General features: G+C 57.9%; 19 protein-coding genes. 15 read left to right on the plus strand and 4 right to left on the minus strand.

Going from position 1 to position 19,402, the window contains the following annotated elements:
- Nucleotides 1-199: 199 nt before the first annotated feature.
- Genes H7H48_RS18095 through H7H48_RS18110 form a run of 4 tightly spaced genes read left to right on the plus strand, consistent with a single transcriptional unit; the run spans nt 200 to nt 4,046 of the window.
- Nucleotides 200-1,183 (plus strand): TRAP transporter substrate-binding protein, encoded by a 984-nt coding sequence (locus H7H48_RS18095; protein ID WP_229450473.1) that lies wholly within the window; start codon nt 200-202, stop codon nt 1,181-1,183.
- 17 nt (nt 1,184-1,200) lie between these two features.
- Nucleotides 1,201-1,701, plus strand: coding sequence for a TRAP transporter small permease (locus tag H7H48_RS18100; RefSeq protein ID WP_229450474.1), 501 nt, complete (start codon nt 1,201-1,203; stop codon nt 1,699-1,701).
- 8 nt (nt 1,702-1,709) lie between these two features.
- The gene (locus H7H48_RS18105; RefSeq protein ID WP_229450475.1) at nt 1,710-2,990 is read left to right on the plus strand and encodes a TRAP transporter large permease; all 1,281 of its coding nucleotides are present in this window, start codon (nt 1,710-1,712) and stop codon (nt 2,988-2,990) included.
- Nucleotides 2,991-3,032: 42 nt separating this feature from the next.
- Nucleotides 3,033-4,046 carry a proline racemase family protein gene (locus H7H48_RS18110; RefSeq protein WP_229450476.1) on the plus strand — a complete coding sequence of 338 codons (1,014 nt, stop codon included), beginning with the start codon at nt 3,033-3,035 and terminating at the stop codon, nt 4,044-4,046.
- Nucleotides 4,047-4,327: 281 nt separating this feature from the next.
- Here H7H48_RS18110 and H7H48_RS18115 read toward each other — a convergent pair whose 3' ends face one another.
- Nucleotides 4,328-5,158, minus strand: coding sequence for a YARHG domain-containing protein (locus tag H7H48_RS18115; protein WP_229450477.1), 831 nt, complete (start codon nt 5,156-5,158; stop codon nt 4,328-4,330).
- A 227-nt stretch (nt 5,159-5,385) separates the two neighbouring features.
- Here H7H48_RS18115 and H7H48_RS18120 point away from each other — a divergent pair, with 227 nt between their 5' ends.
- Both H7H48_RS18120 and H7H48_RS18125 read left to right on the plus strand, forming a co-directional pair.
- Nucleotides 5,386-5,742 (plus strand): hypothetical protein, encoded by a 357-nt coding sequence (locus H7H48_RS18120; protein WP_229450478.1) that lies wholly within the window; start codon nt 5,386-5,388, stop codon nt 5,740-5,742.
- Nucleotides 5,743-5,757: 15 nt separating this feature from the next.
- Nucleotides 5,758-6,240 (plus strand): DUF6636 domain-containing protein, encoded by a 483-nt coding sequence (locus H7H48_RS18125; protein WP_229450479.1) that lies wholly within the window; start codon nt 5,758-5,760, stop codon nt 6,238-6,240.
- Here H7H48_RS18125 and H7H48_RS18130 read toward each other — a convergent pair.
- Nucleotides 6,220-6,420 carry a hypothetical protein gene (locus tag H7H48_RS18130; protein WP_229450480.1) on the minus strand — a complete coding sequence of 67 codons (201 nt, stop codon included), beginning with the start codon at nt 6,418-6,420 and terminating at the stop codon, nt 6,220-6,222. The genes H7H48_RS18125 and H7H48_RS18130 overlap by 21 nt on opposite strands.
- A gap of 99 nt (nt 6,421-6,519) precedes the next feature.
- Here H7H48_RS18130 and H7H48_RS18135 point away from each other — a divergent pair, with 99 nt between their 5' ends.
- The 9 genes from H7H48_RS18135 to H7H48_RS18175 all read left to right on the plus strand — a co-directional run bounded on the left by H7H48_RS18135 (nt 6,520) and on the right by H7H48_RS18175 (nt 16,383).
- On the plus strand, nt 6,520-7,656 hold the full coding sequence (locus tag H7H48_RS18135; RefSeq protein ID WP_229450482.1) for a hypothetical protein: 1,137 nt from the start codon (nt 6,520-6,522) through the stop codon (nt 7,654-7,656).
- 601 nt (nt 7,657-8,257) lie between these two features.
- On the plus strand, nt 8,258-8,896 hold the full coding sequence (locus H7H48_RS18140) for a GntR family transcriptional regulator (protein ID WP_229450483.1): 639 nt from the start codon (nt 8,258-8,260) through the stop codon (nt 8,894-8,896).
- Nucleotides 8,897-8,899: 3 nt separating this feature from the next.
- On the plus strand, nt 8,900-9,841 hold the full coding sequence (locus H7H48_RS18145) for a dihydrodipicolinate synthase family protein (RefSeq protein WP_229450484.1): 942 nt from the start codon (nt 8,900-8,902) through the stop codon (nt 9,839-9,841).
- Nucleotides 9,842-9,846: 5 nt separating this feature from the next.
- Nucleotides 9,847-10,590: a type 1 glutamine amidotransferase gene (locus tag H7H48_RS18150; RefSeq protein ID WP_229450486.1), complete on the plus strand. Its 744-nt coding sequence runs from the start codon at nt 9,847-9,849 to the stop codon at nt 10,588-10,590.
- A 19-nt stretch (nt 10,591-10,609) separates the two neighbouring features.
- A complete protein-coding gene (locus H7H48_RS18155) occupies nt 10,610-11,644 on the plus strand; it encodes an ABC transporter substrate-binding protein (RefSeq protein WP_229450487.1) in 1,035 nt (344 codons plus the stop codon).
- A gap of 68 nt (nt 11,645-11,712) precedes the next feature.
- Nucleotides 11,713-12,843 carry a Xaa-Pro peptidase family protein gene (locus tag H7H48_RS18160; protein ID WP_229450488.1) on the plus strand — a complete coding sequence of 377 codons (1,131 nt, stop codon included), beginning with the start codon at nt 11,713-11,715 and terminating at the stop codon, nt 12,841-12,843.
- 32 nt (nt 12,844-12,875) lie between these two features.
- Nucleotides 12,876-14,543 (plus strand): ABC transporter permease subunit, encoded by a 1,668-nt coding sequence (locus H7H48_RS18165; protein WP_229450489.1) that lies wholly within the window; start codon nt 12,876-12,878, stop codon nt 14,541-14,543.
- A complete protein-coding gene (locus H7H48_RS18170; RefSeq protein ID WP_229450490.1) occupies nt 14,543-15,565 on the plus strand; it encodes an ABC transporter ATP-binding protein in 1,023 nt (340 codons plus the stop codon). The genes H7H48_RS18165 and H7H48_RS18170 overlap by 1 nt, the downstream gene beginning before the upstream one ends.
- Before the next feature lie 29 nt (nt 15,566-15,594).
- Complete coding sequence (locus tag H7H48_RS18175; protein WP_229450491.1) at nt 15,595-16,383, plus strand: SDR family oxidoreductase; 789 nt, start codon at nt 15,595-15,597, stop codon at nt 16,381-16,383.
- Between the two features lie 69 nt (nt 16,384-16,452).
- Here the strand turns inward: H7H48_RS18175 and H7H48_RS18180 are convergent, their stop codons facing one another.
- Nucleotides 16,453-18,378: a TRAP transporter fused permease subunit gene (locus H7H48_RS18180; protein ID WP_229450492.1), complete on the minus strand. Its 1,926-nt coding sequence runs from the start codon at nt 18,376-18,378 to the stop codon at nt 16,453-16,455.
- A 67-nt stretch (nt 18,379-18,445) separates the two neighbouring features.
- The gene (locus H7H48_RS18185) at nt 18,446-19,396 is read right to left on the minus strand and encodes a TAXI family TRAP transporter solute-binding subunit (RefSeq protein WP_229450493.1); all 951 of its coding nucleotides are present in this window, start codon (nt 19,394-19,396) and stop codon (nt 18,446-18,448) included.
- Between the last annotated feature and the right edge of the window lie 6 nt (nt 19,397-19,402).

The raw sequence follows: 19,402 nt of genomic DNA on the forward strand, positions 1-19,402 counted from the left end.
GTCCGCAGGCATTCCCGTCCTTGGCCTCGTATGCCGCTGCGTTTCGCCGGCGCGGCGTGAAATGCCGGGAAGCATATCGCTTTGACCAAAAAATTCAATAATCCGTCTAGAATCTTCTCGCCGAGGCCGTCTTCTACGCCGTAATCTCGAAAAGGTAGATCGCTCCGATAGAGTGCGAGACAACAAGAGGGAACAGGATATGTTCAAAAAAGCTGCGATGCTTGCGATGGCCGCCGGTCTGGCGCTGTCTGGTTTTTCTGCAATGGCTCAGCAGATTGAGCTGAAGGCAAACGTCCCTGGCAATGAAGAAGGCATCGCCTTCCGCTCGGTCCAGCATTTCGCTGATCTGGTCAAGGAAAAGACCGGCGGTGAAGTGGCCGTCAAGGTCTTTCACTCCAGCGCGCTGGGTGATCAGCCGAGCTCCCTGGAAGCGCTTCAGGTCGGCATTCTCGACATGGCGACCATCGAAACGCCAATCACCGGGGTTGACCCCGTGCTGGGCGCAACAGCATTGCCTTACATCTTCACGGATCGGGATCACATCGCCCGTGCGCTCGGCGGCGAAGCCGGCGACTGGATCCGCGAGCGACTCGCGGCAAAGGGGTTGCGCGTCATCGGTTATCTTGAAGGCGGTTTCCGCCAGATCACCAACAATGTTCGGCCGATCGTCACGCCCGCAGACCTGAAGGGTGTGAAGATGCGCACGCCAGACAGCAAACTGCGCATCGACATTTTCAACCACTACGGCGCCAACGCCTCTCCGCTTCCGTTCCAGGAACTGTACTCTGCCTTGCAGACCGGTGTGTTTGATGGTCAGGAGAACCCGGTCATCTGGGCCAAAAGCACCAAGTTCTATGAGGTGCAGAAATACCTCTCTCTGACCAATCACCTCTACACAGTGACCTATCTCCTGATGAGTGAGAAAGCCTTCCAGAAATTGCCGGAGAACGTTCAGGCGATTTTTGCAGAAGCGGGCGAGGAGGCTGTGAGAAAGTCCGTTGAATTGGGCATCGAGGCCGATCGCGATATTGTCGCCTTCCTCGAGGAAAAGGGCATGGAGGTGAATGCAGCCGATATCGCGGCCTTCACAGCCGCCTCGGAGGAAATCTGGTCGAACTGGGTCGCGGAAAGGGGTGACGACGCCCAGAAACTGGTCGACCTGATCCGCGCTTCGGCACAGTAAAAGACAGGAGCGCGGACGTGATCAATCGAATTCTGGAAGCGATCTGCGCCGCGCTACTCCTGGCCACGGTCGTCATCGGTTTTATGGCGGTGATCTACCGCTACGTCTTCGACAACGCCTTGTCCTGGAGTTTCGAGGCGCTGCTTGGTCTTCTGACCTACATCACCTTCATCGGCGCCTATCTTGCGCTGCGGAAGAATGCGCATCTGCGCGTGGACCTGCTCGCAAGCGCACTTCCGCGGCCAGGACGGCTCATCCTGTTCCTTTGCAATCAGGCGCTCATAGGTTTGATCGGGCTGCTGATGCTGCGTCAGGGCTGGCGGCAGACTGTGCTGTTCCAGGATCAGACCACCCAGGTGCTCGAGATATCCAATGCATATCTCTATGCCGCCATCCCCGTATGCGGCCTCTTGATCTGCATTGATGCCATCACCCGCATTTTCATCGGTCTACGCCGGTTTTCTACAGGCCAGGAGCCGTTTGACGACGCTCCGATGTCCGGCAAAAGCGAAATCTGAGACCCTCCATGGAACTGCTCTTCGTCCTTTGCATCCTGCTGGGCCTGATCGGAATCGGCCTGCCCATTGCCTTCGCACTTCTGGCGATCGCGATAGGCGTTCTGTTCGTTGGCGACGTTGATCTGGTCATCGTTGCGCAGCGTCTCTATCGGGGTGTCCAGAGTTTCCCGCTTCTGGCGGTGCCGCTCTTCATTCTGGCCGGTCAGATCATGAGCCGCAGTGGCATCTCTGCCCATCTGGTGGAGTTTGCCAAGACGCTGGTGGGCCAGATGCGTGGCGGCCTCGCGGCGGTGAACATCGTCACCAGCATGTTCTTCGCCGGAATGAGCGGAACTTCCATGTCCGACACGGCGGCCGTCGGGGGCATGCTGATCGATCCCATGATCAAGCGTGGTTACAGCCGTGCGTTCACTGCCGCTGTTACGGCATCCTCTTCCACCATCGGTATCATCATTCCACCCAGCGTTCCCATGGTCATCCTTGGAGCGTATCTGGGTATTTCCACTGGCGCATTGTTTGCCGCAGGCATTGTCTCAGGTCTTCTGCTTGGGCTCGCGCTCATTGCCGTCGCCTGGGGGATTTCGGTTCATCGAGGCTATCCGGTCGAAGAAAAATTCAATGTCCGCGTGATGCTGAAGGCGCTGCTGCGGGCGACCCCCGCATTGACAATGCCTGTCATCATTCTGGGGGGCATTCTGGGCGGTGTTTTCACGCCGACGGAAGCCTCAGCGGTGGCTGTGGTCTACGGAATACTGGTCGGCGTCGTCTATTATCGCACACTCACCATCCGTGTTCTCTACGAAACGTTCTGCGAGGCTGCTGTCCTCAGCGGAGCTGTCATGTTCGTCACTGCAACGGCTCATGTGATGGGGTATGCCTTCACCTTCGAGCAGCTCGCAGATGGCCTGCTTGGTCCCATCGCACGCATGGACATGTCCCCGGTGACCTTCCTGGTCGTGCTGAGTGTCGTGTTGATCATTGCCGGCACATTCCTGGACGGCATCGCCATGATCTTCATCGTGGTGCCGCTCTTCTTCCCGGCGGTTCAGCTTCTTGGCATCGACCCGGTGCATTTCGGCATGGTTGTCGTTTTGTGCTGGGGCATCGGCCAGCAGACACCGCCTGTCGGCGCGGCGCTTTTCATCACCAGCGTGATCGCCCGCGTCAACATTTTCAGCCTGACGCTCGCCAATCTTCCCTTCGTCGCCGTGATGCTGGTGGTGCTTGGATTGGTGATCCTCTTTCCCGAGCTGATCGTTCTCTGGGTCCCGCGCGCCCTCGGTCTCTGACCCCTTCTCAGTCTTAAGCATAGAAAAGGACTCATCGAAATGATGAACAAGAACAGATACATCGATGTGATCTACACGCACACCGATGGTGAGCCCACCTGCATCATCCATGGTGGCATCCCCTATCCACACGGTCTCGATATTGTGGGAAAGCGCCAGTTCATTCGCGACAATTACGATTACATCCGCACCGCGCTCCTGCGTGAGCCTCGTGGTCACAACGACATGGTTGGTGTGTTTGTAACGCCGCCTTCCAGCCCTGACGCGGATGCCGGCATGCTATGGGCCGATGGCGATGATTTCATGGAGATGTGCGGTCACGGAACCATCGCGCTTTCCATGGCGATGGTCTCGCACGGTTTGGTCCACAATGTTGCCGAGCCTGTCACCAGGATCCGTTTCGAGACACCGGCTGGCATGGTCGTTTCCGAGGTCGCGTCCGAAGACGGGCAGGTTCAATGGACGCGCTTTCAAAATGTTCCGGCCTTCGTCCTGGAGCAGGATGTGCCGATTGAGCTGCCGGGCTATGGCGCCCTGACCGCCGACATCGCGTTTGGCGGGAACTTCTTCGCCGTGGTGAAATGGCCTGATCAGGACCGCCCGATCGGGCCTGAAAATGGTCGGCTTCTCTCCGATATGGGCGTTCTGGTGAAAGAACAGATCAATGCAAAGATGGATGTGCGGCATCCGACCGAGAAGCATATTCAGGGGCTGAACTTCACCACGTTCTGGCAGGAACCGGATCACGCCGACAGCCTCTACCGCAATGTTCACGTGTTCAGCGATGGCAAACTCGACCGTTCTCCCGGCGGCACGGGTACCAGCATGATGATGGCGGTGTTCGAGGCACGCGGGAAAATCAAGATCGGCCAGACCATCAAGTCGGAGGGTCTGCTGGGCTGCGGTCGTTTTGAAGGGTGCCTCCTTGGCGAGACGATGCTTGGCACACAGCGTGCGGTCATTCCCACGGTGAAGGGCACCGCAAAGGTGATCGGCTATGCGAAGTGGTTGATTGATCAGACAGACCCGGTGGGCCTCGGTTTCGTGGTGCGCTAAGAGCGGGTCTCTCCGGTGGAGGTCCTTTGCTGCTCTGCTTCTTTCGCGGTAGCCATTCAGCACAGGCCTCACCATCGGGCATAAAACAGGGACGTTTCAATTCCTGCTTCACAGTGCCGCGAAGACCAGAGCACGACCTCAAAACTTTGATCGGATCGACAGGCAATCCCGGTTCGGAATGCGCATTGGAGCATTCGCAATCGGGATCGCCCTTGATCCGATCCCTTTTCTCAACCACACCCGCATCGCCTTCTCAGGCTTTCCATGTTTGTTGGGTCAGCTCACCTGCATGGGTTGAGCTTGCCGTTGCAGGTATATTGTCCACCTCTCACCTGGCATTCGTAGCCACGAATGATCGCTGCGTTGGTATACGCCAGATCGTTGGCAAGAGGGCTTCCTGACCGTTTTACATACCAGCCCGCTTGGTTCGCCTCTGATCTGGCCCAGCGATCAAAGTGCCGTTGCAGGCAAACGGATGATGGCTGCACGAATGGACGTCCGTACCGTGCAAAGATCTCATTTCTTGCAACGTAGAGCTCCCATCCGGACAACGCGTCAAGTTGAGCATGGCGAATGATTTGGCTGTCGGATTGAGGGAGAACGAAGCCGCTTTTGGAAAGGCGGAGCTGATCTGGCGGTATCTCCGACACATATTCCTGTCCGTGAGGGCCAAGACCGTACACAGAAATCACGCCTGCTACAAAGAGAGCAGCGACGATGGCCGCCGCAGCCGGTTTCTTCTGCAGGCTGAAATTCTTGAGATTGAGTGTGAAAGATCCGCGCTGGCTCGCACTCTCCTTGGCCCTGGGATGAGACAGGCTGTCATATAGAGGGCCCGCTTCCGCTTCTGAGAGTGCCAGGGCCTTCATGACGAGCAGAAGCCTTGGGTCTTCAGAGCTGCGTGGCCTGCTTCGCCCATTGCGCCAGTTGTTGATGGTTCGGGCATGGACGTTGACGCGACGCGCGCCGGGAGACTGGCAACCCATAGCGCGGCGAGCAAGTTGCTCATCGGACCTGATGCCCCTGTCCTGCATCAGGTCGGTCAGCTGCTTCGCAAATCCGGTCAAATAGTGAAACCCGCCCCATCCGAGATGCTTTTGTTTTTCTAGCATAAAACTGGGAAATTTCCAGAAATGGCCCTGAATTTCTCAGGAAGTTCGGCCTGGTTGTGGATTCGCATCTGCAAACATGCTTGGCTCATCCCGCAATTCGGGGCTTTTGAGAACAATTGTGGCGGGTGCGGCAGTGGCCAGCGTGGAAACGGAGCGCTGGGTGGAGAATGCCGCGGGGCCGCGCGAGCAGAACGAGAACTGGTTCGTTCAAGAAAGTGGGGCGGGATATGAAATGTTTGTGGCTACTGGTTTGCTCGGTGCTTTCTTCGGCTGCGCTCGCGGGGCCCGCGCCCTACACGTCTGCGAATGGCCACCAATACACCTATGCGAGCAACGACAACGGTGCGGTGCTGGAGTCAATCAATCCGGTATCCCGTTTCAAGGGCCAGGGCGCCGGTACGCGCGTCATCACGGGCACTGAAAAACTCTATCTCGGAAAGTCATGCGACGCATATTCCGAGGTTCTTGGCTCGGGAAGCTGGGGTTGGGCGAATGGCGGCTTCATCGTCGACTTTCCGGAAGCGGTGGTAAAATTTCCGCGCCAGGAGATAACAGTGCCTGGCGGTATGCACTGCCGGTTGTAGAGAGGGGATGAGGCGATGAAATCGAAATTGAAGCTCGGGCCTGAAAAGCTTTTGGGAATGCTTTGCGTGGTGCTCGGCCTTGAGCTGGTGACGGGTCCCGCACGCGCCGATGTCTGGACGTTCGAAACCCCATCGGAAAACATTCAGTGCACGGTCGGACAGGAAGTTGGGATCCAGTCCGACATCACCTGCACCATCATTGAGCGATCTGGGGCGCCTGCGCAGCCCCGCCCGGCTGATTGCGCCTCTGATTGGGGGCACACATTCTCCATGCGTGAGACAGGCCCTGCTCAGGTGATCTGCACAGAGACGAGCAGAAGCAAGGACGGATTTTCCAAAGCCGACTATGGAATAACAGGCGAGTTCGGAGGCTTCACCTGCCATTCATCGCGGCAGGGTCTCAAATGCACAAACCGCGATGGCGCGGGTTTCTTTCTCTCGAGGAAAGCGCAGAAGATCTTTTCTTCATCCGGCTCCTCAGAAAATTCCGGCAAGTGAAAACGCGGCATTTTCCGGTTCAAATTTGAGAACAACGACGGGATTTGCCTGGATAAGAATCGGTGCGGCGAAGCAAGTTTGAATATCAAGATCGTCGAAAAATGAGCGGATATCAGGGGTAAAAACATGCTGAGATTTATAATCGCTTTTTTGTTGTTCAATTTTCTTGTTGTCGGTCACTCATTCTCTGAAGAATCTTATGAAGAAGTAATATGGAATAAATTCGGATTTCGATTTTCGGAGGCGAAATGCATTGAAGGATATCCGCATCCTTGCAAGATGTTTTACATTTCGGAGGTCAAGGAGGATGGCAACGCGGCTCTTGCCGGTGTGACGCCAGGCGACGCACTTACTTTCATAACCAGTTCCCTATTCGATATGATGAGGCCGGAACATGTAGGCCTTGAAGAGTATCAGCGTGAATTTCTTCGCAAGGTTCGCCGGCATCTGGTGTTCAAGGCGCGGATTTATCAGCTGGAGGCATTGAACGCGGCGGCGAAAGCGCGGGGAAATTACGGCGTCCTGAACGAGGAAGAGAACTACAGGATCGGCTATTTCAACTATATCGAAGCGGAGCGGCACCTGGGGTTCAGTCTGGATGATCAGGGTGTCGTAACCTCGGTCGTTCCCGGAACACCCGCCGCGGCCGCTGGAATACAGGTCGGCGACCACATGATCTTCAAGGACACCTCGCCGGTCGAAAACCGTGAAGAAGCGCGCACGATGATGATCGAGCATCTGAACAGCGTGCTGCACAACAAAAGCAACAGCCAATATTTCCTTCGCGACGGCGAGACCATCAAACTGGAGATGCCTCATCTTGCACTCGGGGAGACGCTTTCGCCCGGCCTGGCTCCGCCCGAGCTTTCCGAAAGCGAGATGGCGGCGTTCAACGAGCTGCCGGATATCATTCAGCCGGTTCTGAAAGCGCTTTACGCGGACAAGTTCGAGTTGGCCGATTTTGAAAGACAGAGGTTCTACCGCATTTCCTATCGCGCTTCGATCATCTCCTTCATGGGAGAAAACGAAATCGCCTTCAAGCTAAAGGAAGCCCTGGACAAAAAGGCGGAAGAGGGCCGTTTTGCCCCTCTGCTCGCGCACTATGCACTTGTCAAAGCAAGATATTTCGATAACTGCGGCGCACCGGTCACAGGCATCGACTACACCGTGACGAGGAGCAGGACCTATACCAGCACGTTCGGCGTGGACTGGAGTCAGGTGCTCTCACAAGAGGCGGCGAGTATCGATGTGGATGCCCGGTTTGCACCTTACGTTCGTGAGGCAGAGTGGGCCTATCCGCGCGCTGGCTGGACCGGAAGCTTCCGCAATTTCATGGAAAAGGCCGGTGGCTGCGGTAGCCCCATCCTTCAGACGCTCGAAGATAACATGCTTCGATATCAGTCCCACGGTTCTTGATGTCAGCGATTTGGGGCGCAGTTGATTTCGGTCGAAACGGCTGCGCCCTGTCATACACGGGTCAAGATGCATGGTTCCATCCATGCATCCAGAGACCGCAGTGCTCCGGTCGCCGCTGATTTTCTCACTTCCGTTTACCCGCCGCGCGCGAGCGCATCTTGCTGCTGTCGACGGGGGATGCGTTGCTCTGGCCGGGGGAGTGGTGAAATTCTGAAGTTCAAGAAGTCAGCGTCGCTGGTGGTAGACCGCCTTCTGGGCTGAGGAGCGCCCGACCGGTCTATCGTCTAGGGGTTGAGTCTTGAGCGGTTCACCATTTCACGGAATCGCTGCTCCGGTCTATCTGTCGGCTTTTCGCGTTTTTGCGGACGTCAGGCAAGTTTGCCTCGCGGCGTAGCAAGAACGGCGTATCCCGATCTTCCTTCCAACACTGCTTTTCTAAAGCTGCGGTCCCGCCGGGGTGCGGCCAGTGGATAGTCGTGCGGGCCAATGCAGCACGGCGGAGGGCATCGGCCAGCCCACACTTAAATCATGCTAAATATTGACATGGACGACATTTGGTATACCAATGGCGTATCAAATATATTCTCAACAGGTCGCTTTGATGATGGACGCAGAAGTCAAGGGGCTTTCCCACGAAGCCTACGAGAAAATCGCAGCGATGATTCTTTCAGGAGAGCTAAAGGGAGGAGTGGTCCTGAATGACCGCCGCCTCTCGGAGTCCCTTGGAATTTCAAGAACCCCTGTGCGTGAGGCACTGGGGCGTCTGGAAGGTGAGGGCTATCTGGTGCGGTCGGGGCGGACGACGATCGTCAGCAAGATCGACCTGCAGGATATCCTTCAGATCATCTCCGCGAGAATTCTCATCGAAGGTGAAACGGCGCGACTTGCCGCCGAGAAAATCGACGAAGCGCACCTTGAGGCTATGCGTGCTGCGGTCGAGGCGCTTCTTACGAATGAACATGCGAGTTCGGATGAGCATTGGGGGGCGGACGATCTTGTCCATCTCGGGATCGCAGAGGCGGCGGGCAACATTTATCTGGCCCAGATCGTCGCCAATCTTCGCAAGCGGACCAGAATTTTCGGAATGAAGCGCATCCCTTCGCGGTTTGAGCCGGGGATCCGCGAGCATCTCGCGATCATCGACGCACTTCATCGGCGTGATGCTCACGCTGCCAGTCGTCTCATGGCAGAGCACATCGCCAGCGCGAGAGACGGCATCATCAATAGCTTTGTAGGGTAGGAAATGCAGAAGATTAATGGGCGCTCCGAAGGCGTTTTCGTCATCTCGGTCACGCCGTTTCAAGAGAGTGGCGCGCTGGATCTGGATGGCGTCGAGAGGCTGGTGGATTTCTATCGGTCGGCCGGTGCGTCGGGGCTCACCATCCTCGGTATGATGGGCGAGGCGCCCAAACTGTCTCAGGAAGAAAGCACTGCTTTCGCCAAACGGGTCATGAAGGCCTGCCCGGATATGCCTGTCGTGGTCGGTGTCTCCGCTCCTGGCTTCGCTGCAATGCGGGATCTCAGTGCAACTGTCATGGATGCAGGTGCTGCCGGTGTCATGATCGCGCCGCCATCGAGCCTTCGAACAGATGACCAGATCCTGAACTACTACCGACAGGCGGCGGAAGTGATCGGTGCCGAGACACCGTTTGTCGTTCAGGATTTCCCGCTCGTCACCAATGTCGTGATCTCGCCTTCGGTTCTCCTGCGTGTTTTTGCGGACAACGCAAACGCCGTGATGCTCAAGCACGAGGACTGGCCGGGTCTGTCGAAAATTTCAGCGCTGCGCGCTGCCGAAGCGGAAGGGGCGAAGCGCATCTCGATCCTGACCGGCAATGGCGGCCTCTTCCTGACTGAGGAAATGGAACGCGGCGCCGACGGCGCCATGACCGGTTTCGCCTATCCCGAAATGATGATTGGCGTCACCCGTCTGGCAAAGGCTGGCGAGCATGAGCGTGCCCGCGATCTCTTCGACGCTTACCTGCCGCTTGCACGCTATGAGCAGCAACCCGGTCTCGGTCTGGCGATCCGCAAGCATATCCTTTGCCAGCGTGGCGCAATCCGCAGCGCCCGACTCCGTCCGCCAGGACCGAAGCTTTCGCAGCAGGATCTGAGTGAAATCGAAACGCTGATTGCGCGCCAGACAAAGCGTCTGTCGATGCTCGAACTGACCGAAGGAAAGTAAAGCGAATGGCCCGGCTTCTCTATTTGCAAAACGGCACCAGCCAGCAGTCCGTCGCCAAGCTGGACGAACGCTTCGAAGGATACGGCCTGCAGGTCGATCGCTTCTGGGCCTACCAGGGCGAGTTTCCCGAAAATCTCGACGAGTACGATGGCATATTCCTGTCCGGCAGCCCGCACGGCGCTTATGAGGATATCCCGTTCATCGCGCGTGAACACGATCTGATCCGGTCTGCGGCGGAAAAGAAAATCCCCATGCTGGGCATCTGTTTCGGCAGCCAGATCCTGGCTTCTGCGCTGTGCGGCAAGGACCAGGTGTTCCGTCGGTCCTTCTGTGAAGTTGGCTACAAATGGCTGCCGACCTCCAAGGCCATCAAGACGGATGCGATCACCAATGAATGGGGTGACAGCGTCTACATGTATGTCTGGCACAATGACGAAGTTCGTCATGAGCATCCGGACATGACCATCCTTGCCAGTTCGGATCTGTGCCCAAATCAGGTCTGGCGCTTTCGCGACGAAGCGATCTGGGGAATCCAGGGCCATCCGGAAATCTCGCTTGAACAATCCCGCATCTGGTTTGAGGAAAATCGCGATCGCCTCATCAAGGATGGAGCCGATATCGGCGAGCTCAACCGCACGGCGGATGAAGCTGAAATCGCAAAAACATCTCTGAAAAAATTCGCCGATTTCGTTCTCGATGCCGCGAACGCGCAGAGGAGACCCGGGAGTGGCCTCCTGACAACTGCTTAAAACAAAAAGAGAGGAACACATGAAAACGATCAAGACAATGTTGCTGGCCGGCGCCTTTGCAGCCGGAGCGCTTGCCGCGCAGGCAGAGGAAATGGTTTTCGCAAGCTGGGGCGGAAGCTATCAGGAAGCCATCTCCAAGGCATGGCTACAACCGTTCTCCGAAGAGACCGGCATCGACATAATTGAAGATACGGAGCCGGAAGTCGCCCGCATCAAGGCCATGGTTGAAACAAATTCACTGGAGTGGGACGTGGTCACCGGAGGCGGTTCCACGCTCATGCGTGGGGTGGCGTATGACCTGTTCGAGCCCATCACGGAAGAGATGGTGGATCAGAGCCATGTCATCGAGGGCGCAAAAAATGAATATGGTGTCCCCTCCGAGATCTTCTCCACGGTAATCGGCTATTCGAAAGAAGCCTTCCCGGACGGTGGGCCACAGACTTTCGCCGATTTCTGGGATGTGGAGAAGTTCCCCGGAAAACGCGCCCTGCCTGACCGTGCTGCAACGGTTCTCGAAGCCGCGCTTCTGGCAGATGGCGTGGCCCCGACCGACATCTACAAGGTGCTGGACACGGAAGAAGGCTTCCAGCGGGCGCTCGACAAGGTTAGCTCGCTGCGTGAACACGTGGCTGTCTGGTGGTCAAGTGGTGCTCAGCCGGTTCAGGCTCTGGGGAGTGGCGAAGTGGTGATGGCGCTTGGCTGGAACGGGCGGTTCCAGGCCGGCATGGATGAAGGCCTCGACATCGAGATGTCCTGGGCAGAGTCGATCGCGCAGGTGGGATATTTCATGATCCCGCGCGGGGCGCCTAACCGCGAGCAGGCAATCAAGTTCCTCAACTACATGGTGCAGCCCGAAGCTCAGTCCCGCTTCAGCGAATATGTCGCTTACGGGCCGGTGACGGACAAGGCCTGGGAGTTCATCGATGATGAGCGCAAAGCGCGTCTTCCCTCCACGCCTGAGCGCTTGGAAAACGCCATCTTCATGGACATTGCGTGGTGGGCCGACAATGCGACGTCGGCGTCAGAAAAATACACGCAAATGCTGCAGAAGTAGCAGCTGCCTTCGGGGGGCTTATGCCCCCCGGTCTTTTCAATCTAAACGTATCCGAAGAAGGGCATCGCATGGCGATCGATTCCTATTGGTTCGCACGTGAGGAATACACGCAGCGTCTGGAACGGGTTCAGGCCGAACTTAAAAAGAGAAACCTCGATGGAATGCTGGCTTTCCTGCCGGAGACCGTCACATATCTGACCGGGTTCTTCACGCGCGGCTATGGTTCCTTTCAGTTCGCGATCATTCCGGCATCCGGCAATCCCACACTGATCTGCCGGGATGTCGAGGAATACTATCTCGACGCGACATGCATCTTTCCCGACCGCGTCATGTGGACCGATAGCGACGACAAGAACGCTCTATCTGTAGAAGCTGTTTCATCGCGTATCGGCACAGCCCCCCGATTGGGCATCGAAATGGCTGCCTGGCCGCTTTCGGTGAAGCGTTTCGAAGGCATCAAGGCGGGTCTGCCCGGTGCAGAATGGATCGATTGTTCCGACATCGTCAGCCGGATGAGACTGATCAAGTCGCCGGCGGAAGTCGCCTATCAGCGCAAGGCTGCCGAAGCGGCCGAGGCTGGCATGGCTGCCGCCATCGAAACCGCGAAGGAAGGCAATAGCGAACGCGAGATGGCTGCCGCTATCTGTGCGGCGATGGTGCGCGGCGGCAGCGATTTGCCGGGCCCGGGCGTGCTGTCCTCGGGCGAGCGCGCATTCCACCTTCATGGAGGTTACACTGACAGGGTGTTGTCGCGGGGCGATATCGTTCAGGTCGAAACCACACCCAACAGCCATCACTATCACGCGCGCTTCATGCGCCCCATTCGGGTCAGCGAAGCGAGCGACGAGGATCATCGCGTTGTTGAAACCCTGATTGAAATTCAGGACCGCGCATTGTCGGAAGTTCGTCCGGGCGTGGCCGCCACTGTGCCGGATGCGATTTATCGCGAAGGGGTCCTTGGTGCCGGCTTGCGTGAAACCTACACCAACAAGACCTTCTACTCGGTCGGGCTTCTCTTGCAGCCCAATGGCGGCGAGCCGCTTGAGGCAGAGCCAAAGGCCACATGGACCTTCCAGCCGGGGATGACCTTCCACACTTATGTGCTGGCAAGGGGCTTCGGAATGTCCGAGACGATCCACATCACCGAGGACGGATATGAGCGCCTCACCAACTTCCCCCGTCAGCTTTTTGTCAGCTGACGGGAGGCGATAGCGTGTCGGAGAAAGCGCCGATGAAAATCACGTCAAACAAGCGCCCGGTCTTCTGGGCCTGGATTGCGGTCGCACCCCTGTTGGTCTTCCTGGGGGTCCTGTTCTTCTTTCCGGTGCTTTCTCTGCTCGGTATCAGTTTTGGTGAGGACCAGCTGACTTTCGAGCACTATCTGCGGATCGGCGAGGTGCCCATTTATCGCAGGGTGCTGCTCAATACATTCGTGATCTCCGCGCTCGTCACGCTGCTTTGTGTGATCGTGAGCTATCCTGTGGCTTACCTTCTTGCAACGGTCAGCCCGAAGGTTCGCAAGATCCTGTTCATCGTGGTGCTGTTGCCGTTCTGGACGAGTGCACTGGTGCGCACGACGGCGTGGATCATCCTCCTGCAGCGCAAGGGGGTTCTGAACGACCTCCTGACGGGTGCCGGTCTGATCGATGAGCCCATCGCATTCGTCTACAATCTCTCAGGCGTGCTGATCGGCATGACACATGTGTTGATGCCCTTTGTTGTGCTGCCGCTTTTTGCCGCCTTCATCAACATCGACCGCACCCTGATCGAGGCCGCCGAGGGGCTCGGTGCGGGGCCTTACAGCATCGGGCGCCGGGTGATCATGCCGCTCACCGCACCGGGCGTCATCGCCGGTGCAACCATCGTGTTCCTGAATTCCATTGGGTACTACATCACCCCGGCTCTGATGGGTGGGCCTGGCCAAACCATGATCGCGATGCTCATCGCCGACAACATCAACCGCGATCTCAACTGGAGTCTGGCGGCTGCGCTCTCCGTAGTGCTCCTCTTGTGCACCGTTGCGATCTTTGTTGTGTTCCAGCGCGTGTTCGGGCTGGAACGTCTGCTAACGGGCAGTGCGTCTCGCGGTTCGACCGCAAAATTCTCCATTGGCAACAATGGGCGCACGGGCGGAGGGTGGCTCACCTTTGCGTGTGGTGTGGCCGTTCTCATCTTCCTGATTGCGCCCATCCTGATCGTGTTTCCAATGAGCCTTGGTTCCTCGCCCTTCCTAAGCTTCCCGCCAGAAAGCTACAGTTTGCGGTGGTTTCACAACCTCTTTGAAGAAGCCAAGTGGATGAGGGGTGTCTTCAATTCACTGCAGGCCGCCGCCGTGGCCGTCAGCTTCTCGGTCGTGCTGGGAACGCTCGCCGCGATCGGCACCATGCGTCTGGGCAGGCGCATGCGCCCCTGGCTGGAAACGGTCTTCATCCTGCCCATGGTCATTCCGGTGATCATCCTGTCGGTCGGCCTTTTCTACATGCTGGCGCCACTCGGTGTGATCGGAAATCCGGCAACGCTGGGGTTGGCACACAGTGTTCTGGCGGTGCCCTATGTATTCATCACCGTCCGCGCTTCGCTTGTTGGCTTCGATCGCAATCTGGAACTTGCGGCTCTCAATCTCGGCGCAAGCTGGCCGGTCATGTTTCGCCGCATCATGCTCCCGGCGATCATGCCGGGTGTGGCAGCCGGGGCGGTGTTCGCTTTCATTCAGTCGTTCGATGATGTCGTTCTTGCGCTGTTTCTCACCAACATTCGCTCTCGCACACTGCCGCGTGTGATGTTTGAGGGCATGGTCCATGAGATCGATCCGACCATCATCGCTGCCTCGGCCATGATCATCATGCTCACGCTGACATTGCTGGCCATCAACCTCATTCTTTCGCGGAGACAGTCCTAATGGAGAATTCGTCATCGGCGCGCTACGGCCTGCAGGGAAGACCTGTCACAATCACAGGCCTCAACAAAAGCTATGGAAATTTGAGGGTTCTGCACGATATTCATCTCGACATTGCAGCGGGCGAATTCTGCACACTTCTTGGTGCATCGGGTTCGGGCAAGACGACGATGCTCAAGGTGCTTGCCGGCTTCGAACCCTTCGATGAAGGGCGGCTTGAGGTCGGTGGCCGCGACATCAGCAACGTCCCGGTTTCCAAGCGCAATATCGGCATGGTGTTCCAGAACTATGCCCTCTTTCCACATATGAGCGTCCGCGAGAACGTTTCTTTCGGCCTCGACATGCGCAAGGTTCCCGGCGAAGAACGACGCAAGCGTGTCGACGAAGTACTTGAGCTCGTCAGTTTGCAGGATTTCGCCGACCGGCTTCCCGGTTCGCTGTCAGGCGGTCAACAGCAGCGTGTTGCTCTGGCGCGGGCTCTGGTCATTCGTCCCGACATTCTTCTCATGGATGAGCCGCTGGGCGCGCTCGACAAAAATCTCAGGCAGTCGATTCAGTTGCAGTTGAAGCAGTTGCATCGTGAACTCGGCGTTACGATCGTCTACGTTACTCATGATCAGGAAGAGGCACTGCACCTGTCCGACAACATCGTCATCATGGACGAGGGGCGGATCAAACAATCAGGCCCGGTGCGTGAGCTCTACTTCAAACCGAACAGCAGTTTTGTCGCGTGCTTTCTGGGCGAGTGCAATTTGCTGAAGGACACAAACGGCAGAGAGTTCGGCATTCGTCCTGAGGATATCCGGCTCCGAGCGCAGGGCGAAAAGGCAGCGCATCTGGTCAACGCGAATGTGGAGACCGTTGTTTTCACGGGCGCTGCCAGCAAGATCATCGCGCGGGCCAACGACACGGTGATTTCCGCCAATGTCGCAAACTCAGCCGCAGTCGAAGGGCTGGAGCGCGGCGCGCCGGTGGAGTTTGCGTTCGACGAGGAGCGCGTCCTCCGTTTCGGCACCGCGACTTAGTTTCAACCGTCAGAAATAGGTTTGACAGAATGGATTTGAAGATCAAGGGCAGGAAGGCACTGGTTCTCGGTGCTTCCCGCGGGTTGGGGCTTGGCATTGCCAATGGGTTGGCAGCCGAAGGCGTGGACGTCATGCTGTGTGGGCGCAGCGCAGACCTCCTGCAAAGCAATGCTGCCGAGATAGAAGCCAACCACGGCGTCGCAGCGCATCACCTTTCTGCCGATCTGGCAGATGGCCAGTTTGCCAAGCGGGTGGCGGAGCACGCGGGTGCGCAGATGGGTCGCGTCGACATTCTGGTAAACAATACGGGCGGTCCGGCACCGGGCAAGGTGACGGACATGACCGTAGATGATCTTGCCCGACAGGCGCGGATGATGATCTTCGGCATTATCGAACTGACTAACCTGCTTCTTCCCTCGATGCGGGAGAATGGTTGGGGACGCATCCTCACCGTCGCTTCGTCTGGCGTCGTGCAGCCTATTCCTAATCTCGCCATGTCGAACACGCTTCGCTCGGCGCTCGTCGGCTGGAACAAATCCCTCTCAAACGAGATCGCGCCCGATGGCGTGACGTGCAATCTGATTGTGCCCGGCCGCATTCACACGTCGCGCGTCGACCAGCTCGATGAAGCCGCCGCCAAACGCACCGGAAAGGCACTGGATGAGGTGCGCGCGGGCTCAAGGGCAGCGATCCCTACTGGCCGCTATGGCCACGTCGAGGAATTCGCTGACATGGCCACCTTCCTTTGCAGCGACAGGGCGGGCTATACGACCGGCTCCATCGTCAGATGTGATGGTGGGGCAATCAAGGGCGTGTGAACGGAAGGGTCCGGGGATCGGCCTGAAGGACCAGCCGATCTCCGAAAGAGCATGTGGTGGGTAAGGCGGTCAGGTCGCTCTGCCTTGAGCCAGGCCCGTTTTTTTCCTCGAAGCGAAGAACCACGCGATTGCCAGTGCGGCGAGTGATCCGCCAGCAAGATCGACTGCGAGATTTGCCGGAAACATCAGAAGCAGGCCCGCTATCGCGAACACAATGCGCTGGCTTCCTGATAATGGCCCGCTGATGATCATCGCTCCCTGCAGCGATATTGCAAGCAGAACGGCGCCGATCGTGTAGAGGCCGACCGTGTAGATGATTTCGTACCATTCTCCCTGCAACAGAAGTTCGGGCACATAGGCAAAGCTGAAGGGCATGAGCACCAGCGTTGCCCCGAATTTGAGCGCTGCCATGCCGGTTTTCATGGGCGGCGCGCCGGCAATTGCGGCACCCGCAAAGGCGGCGACACAGACAGGCGGTGTGATGTTGGACAGGCACGCCGCATAAAAGACGGCCAGATGCGCAGCGATCATAGGCACACCCAGCTGGATCAGAGCCGGTGCGGCGACAACGGAAAGGATGATGTAGGACCCGGTGGTGGAAGAGCCCATTCCGATGATGATCGACACGAGGGTGACCAGGCACAGGGCCCAGAACAGGTGGCCTCCGGACAGTTCGATGAGGACCGCGGAAAATTTCAATCCGAGGCCCGCCAGCACGATGCCGCCAATGATGATGCCGAGCGTGCCGATGGCAGCGCCGGCGGCAGCGTTGCTTTGTGCGCCGCCAATCAGGCCCTTCAGCACGGCAGAGGGCCCCATGCGCGTGTCCCGGTGCCGCCAGGAAAGCACGGCTGCGCTGACCGTACCCCAGAAGGCGCAGAACTCCGGCGAATAGCCGTTGAACAACAGGCCAAGCACCACGCCAAGCGGCAGGAAGAAATGCCATCCCTTCTTGACCACATCACGAACGCGCGGTGTCTCGGATGCCGGGAGACCCTTGAGGCCCAGTCGCACGGCTTCCAGATCCACCATCATCAGAAGGAAGGTGAAGAACACGAGCGCTGGGATCACGTTCAACAGAGCAATGGTCAGATAGCTGGTTTCTGTCAGGGTGGCCAGAATGAAGACGCCCGCACCCATGACCGGCGGCATGAACTGGCCGCCTGTCGAGGCGATCGCCTCGATGGCGCCGGCATCATGCGGCCGGTAACCGGTCCGTTTCATCAACGGGATCGTGAACGAGCCGGTCGTCACCACATTGGCAACGGAGGAGCCGGAAATCGAACCGAAGAACGCGGATGTGATGACGGCGACTTTCGCCGGCCCGCCGCGCCACCGACCTGCGACAGCCGTGCCCAGGTCCATGAAGAATGCACCCGCGCCGGAGCGTTCCAGGAATGCGCCGAAAATCATGAAGGGAAAGACAAAGGTGGCGAAGGTCGCGGTCACAACGCCAAACAGCGCTTCCTGCGTGGAGAACGTGAATTCGATGATGCGTTCGACAGACATGCCGGGGTGGGCCATCTGGCCGGGGAGGTAACGACCCAGATAAAGCTGCAACAGAAAGGCGATGGCGATCAGCGAGATGACCGGCCCCAGGGCGCGGCGGCTCGTTTCCAGCATGACCGCAATGGCGATGCCGCCCATTACAAGGTCCATCTGGCTGGGATTGGATACGCGAAACATCGCATAGCTGACGTATTGGTCGATCCAGTAGCCCACCGAGACTACGGCAAGACCGATCAGAACCATGTCTAGCAAGCTCGGACGGGATGCGGGCGAGCGTTTGCTGGCCGGGTAGATCAGAAACACCAGCACCGATGTCAGCATGAGATACACGCCGCGATTGCTTTGGGTGGAGATGAGCCCAAAGCCGGATGTGTAGAGATAGAACAGCGAAAAACCGGCGGCGATGAGATTGAATGCCAGCGCAAATGGACCATTCAGGGTTCGTTTCGAACCTTCGACGCGGAAAAGCCAAGAGAAACCAGACATAGAATGCCGCCTCTAATAAAGATGGCCCCGACCTTTGTGCCGGGGCCCATGGAAGAATTCTGCAGGCTTATTCGGGCCACTGGCCCTGTTCGCGATAATAGGCCTCCGCGCCGGGGTGCATGGGAGCACCGAGCGACTGGAAGTTTTTCACGTCTGGTTTCATCTGCGCCCAGGCCTTGTGTCCCTGCGCGAGAACGTCCTGCTTCTCATAGGCTGCAGAAACCAGGCTCTTGACTACATCGCTTGGTACGCGTTCGTGTGCGACCCAGTAGACGGTGGTATAGGGCATCGCGGTTTCAGGAACACCGCGATAGGTGCCCTCCGGCATGGCGCCGCCATGGTAGAAGGGAAACTTCTCGGTGATGGTGGCCAGTTGCTCGTCGCTATAGGCGAGCACGGTCACGTCGCGTGTCTCGGCCAGTTCGGTCACCGCTGCCGCGGGCGAGGATGACTGGCAGAATGCGTCGATCTGGCCGTTTCCAAGTGCGCGGCCAGCATCGGCAAAGGTCATCATCTGCGGCTTGATGCTGTCAAGCATGCCAAGTGCTGTCAGAATGTTCGAGCAGTTGAAGACGGTGCCGGAGCCGGGCGGTCCGAGCGCCACTGTCTTGCCAGCAAGGTCCTCGAGTTTCTCGATGCCACTGTCTCCCAGGGTCACGAAATAGGTCGGCCCCTGATAGGCCATGGCAACACCGCGCAGCATGTCACCCTTGGCTGCATTGGCGAAGGGCCCTTGCTGATCCTGCGCCATGTAGACATGGCTGCCATAGACGATACCCATGTCCAGTTCGCCCTTGATCAAACGAAGAGCGTTTTCGGTCGAGCCGCCGGTGGTCACCTGCGTGATGTTGATGTCCGGCAATCCCTTGCCAAGCTCCGTTCCCGCAACGCCGACCATGTAATACATCACGCCGCCCGGGTTGGATCCTCCCCATGCTACTTCGGTCTTGTCCTGTGCGTGGGCACCAACGATGCTGGCGAGACCAGCGGCGATGATGCCTGTCAAAAGCCGTTTCATGTTTTC

It is taken from the genome of Nitratireductor sp. B36 (assembly GCF_020833685.1).
Classification (GTDB): Bacteria; Pseudomonadota; Alphaproteobacteria; order Rhizobiales; family Rhizobiaceae; genus Nitratireductor.